At 70.1% G+C, this 2,789-nt stretch carries 3 protein-coding genes; all 3 read right to left on the reverse strand.

Translation table 11 applies throughout. The features are described from left to right. Positions 1-3: 3 nt before the first annotated feature. A complete protein-coding gene (locus AC2TEW_RS38880; protein WP_484627583.1) occupies positions 4-897 on the reverse strand; it encodes an ABC transporter permease in 894 nt (297 codons plus the stop codon). After that, the gene (locus tag AC2TEW_RS38885) at positions 884-1,732 is read right to left on the reverse strand and encodes an ABC transporter ATP-binding protein (protein ID WP_484627847.1); all 849 of its coding nucleotides are present in this window, start codon (positions 1,730-1,732) and stop codon (positions 884-886) included. The genes AC2TEW_RS38880 and AC2TEW_RS38885 overlap by 14 nt, the downstream gene beginning before the upstream one ends. Positions 1,733-1,817: 85 nt before the next feature. After that, on the reverse strand, positions 1,818-2,789 hold a 972-nt coding region (locus tag AC2TEW_RS38890), incomplete at its 5' end, for an aliphatic sulfonate ABC transporter substrate-binding protein (protein WP_484627848.1).

A 2,789-nucleotide genomic window follows, 5' to 3' on the forward strand; every position in this document is an offset into this window, starting at 1 on the left:
GCCTCAGCGGGTGGTGACGAGCAGGCCGCGGCTGCGCAGCACGCGGCGTTCGATCGGGGAGAAGATCAGTAGGTCGATGGCGACGCCGACGACCAGGATCAGGATGATGCCGAGGAGGACGCCCGACATGTCGGAGAATTCGCGTTGGTTCTCGAGGTAGCGGCCGAGGCCGACGCCGAGGTCGGGGGAGGCGGCGATGAGTTCGGCGGCCATCAGGGAGCGCCAGGAGAAGGCCCAGCCCTGTTTGAGGCCGGCGAGGTAGCCGGGGAGGGCGGCGGGCAGCAGGACGTGGCGGGCGCCGGCGAGGCCGGTGGCGCCGAGGGTGCGGCCGGCCCGCAGGTAGATCGGCGGGACCTGGTCGATGCCGGAGATCAGGCCGTTGGCGATGGAGGGGACGGCGCCGAGCAGGATGACGGCGTACATGGCCGAGTTGTTGATGCCGAGCCAGATCACGGCGGCCGGGACCCAGGCGACCGAGGGCAGTGACTGCAGGCCGGAGAGCACCGGGCCGAGTGCGGCGCGGATCGGCTTGACCCGGGCGACCAGCAGGCCGATCGGGGTGCCGATGGCGACGGCGGCGAGGAAGCCGGACAGGCCGCGCCACAGGCTGGTCCAGATGATCGAGAAGAGTGTGCCCGCGTACCAGAGCTTGGTCAGTGACTGCCAGACCTCGCCGGGGCTGGGGAGTTTGTCGGTGGTGGTGAGTTCCAGGGTGACGGCGAGTTGCCAGACGCCGAGGACCAGCAGGATGCCGAGGACCGGCGGCAGCACTTTCTGGCGCAGCGCCTGGGTGAGGGGGGTGCGTTGGATCTGGACGGTTTCGAGGGCGTCGAGGCCTGCTTCGACGGTGGCGGAGTCGGTGGGTTCCTTGGTGAGGGTGGTGTCAGTGTTGGACATGGCGGCGGATCTCCCCACGCAGTTCTTCGGTGATCTCGATGGACAGATCGGCGACGCCGGTGGATTCGATGCGGCGTGGCTGTGGCAGGTCGATGTGCCATTCGCGGGCGATCCGGCCGGGGCGGGAGGAGAGGAGGACGACGCGTTGGGCGAGGCGGACGGCCTCGCGGACGTTGTGGGTGACGAACAGGACGGTCAGTCGGCGTTCGGCCCAGATGCGGGTGATCTCGTCGTGGAGTACGTCGCGGGTGATGGCGTCGAGTGCGGCGAAGGGTTCGTCCATCAGGAGGACGTTGCCGCCCTGGGCGAGGGAGCGGGCGAGTGCGACGCGCTGGCGCATGCCGCCGGAGAGTTCGTGGATCCGTTTGCGGTGGGAGCCGCCGAGGCGGACCAGTTCCAGGAGGCGTTCGGCTTCGGGGCGGCGTCGGTCGCGGGGGACGCCTGCCAGGCGCAGGGCGAGTTCGATGTTCTTGCCGGCGGTGAGCCAGGGGAACAGTGCGTGGTCCTGGAACATCAGTGCGGGCCGTCCGCCGGGCACCTCGATGGTGCCGGAGGTCGGCCGGTCGAGCCCGGCGACCAGGTCGAGCAGGGTGGACTTGCCGCAGCCGGAGGCACCGAGCAGGCAGAGGAACTCGCCCGCGGCGACCTCGAGGTGGATGTCCTCCAGGACCGCGGTGGCGGCACCGGCGCGGCCGAAGGATTTGTGCAGCCCGGAGATCCGGACGGCGGGGCTTCCGGCGGCAGAGCTCCCGGCGGCCTGGGCGTCGGGGCTGGGGGCGTCGTCCGGGGCCGTTGCGGGGGATGCGTCGTGCTGCGCGGTGAGTGCTCTGCTCATGGCGGGACCTCCTGGCGGATGCAGGGCATGCGGTGGGGGCGAAGGCCGGGGCTACCGGGCGGGGGCGGGGCCGTCGGGCCCGGGATCAGGAGGTCCTGCCGAGTCCGGCGTCCGAGACCGCGGGTCGGCCCGCGGCCCCGAGCACCTGGTTCAGCAGGGTCAGGTCGTAGATGCCGCGCAGGTCGGCCCTGGCCAGGAGACCCGCCGTCACCGCGTGGTCGGCCTCGGCCTGGAAGGTGTTCGCCAGCGGGTCGTCCAGGAACTCGATGTCCTTCCACGCCGGGTCGAGGACGGCCGGCTCCAGGGCGTTGCCCGCGGCCGCCTTGATGGCGTCGTTGGCGTCGGCCTTGGCCTTGTCCGGGTTGGCCTTGATGAAGGCGTTGGTGTTCACCGAGCCGCGCAGCACGGCCTCCACCACGTCCGGGTGCTCCTTGAGGAACTTCTGAGAGACGATGATGTTGGTGATCACGAACTTGCCGTCCGGCCAGACCTGCTTCTCGTTCAGCAGTTCCTTGGCCCCGAGGGTGACCAGCTTGGAGGCGGTCGGCTCGGGCACCCAGGCGCCGTCGATGGAGCCGGACTTGTACGCGTCCGGCGTGACCTTGTTGTCCGAGCGGACCACCGAGACGTCGCCGGCGCCGGACTGCGCGTCGACCTTGTAGCCCTTCTCGGCCAGGTAGTTGAGCAGCGCCACGTCCTGGGTGTTGCCCAGCTGCGGGGTGGCGATCTTCTTGCCCTTGAGGTCGTCCAGGGTCTTGATCCTGTCGGGGTTGACGACCAGCTTCACCCCGCCGGAGGCGGAGCCGCCGATGACCCGCAGCGAGGTGCCCTTGGACTTGGTGAAGCCGTTGATGGCCGGGGAGGGGCCGATCCAGCCGATGTCGATCGAACCGGCGTTCAGCGCCTCGATCTCGGCCGGGCCGGCGTTGAAGATCTGGGTCTTGACCTGGGTCGCGCCCAGCTCCTTCTGGAACAGGCCCTCCTGCAGGCCGACCAGCGGGGTGCCGTGGGTCAGGTTGGCGAAGTAGCCGATCTTCACGGTGTCGGCGGACAGCTT

The organism is Kitasatospora sp. NEAU-CNBT7, assembly GCF_057220535.1.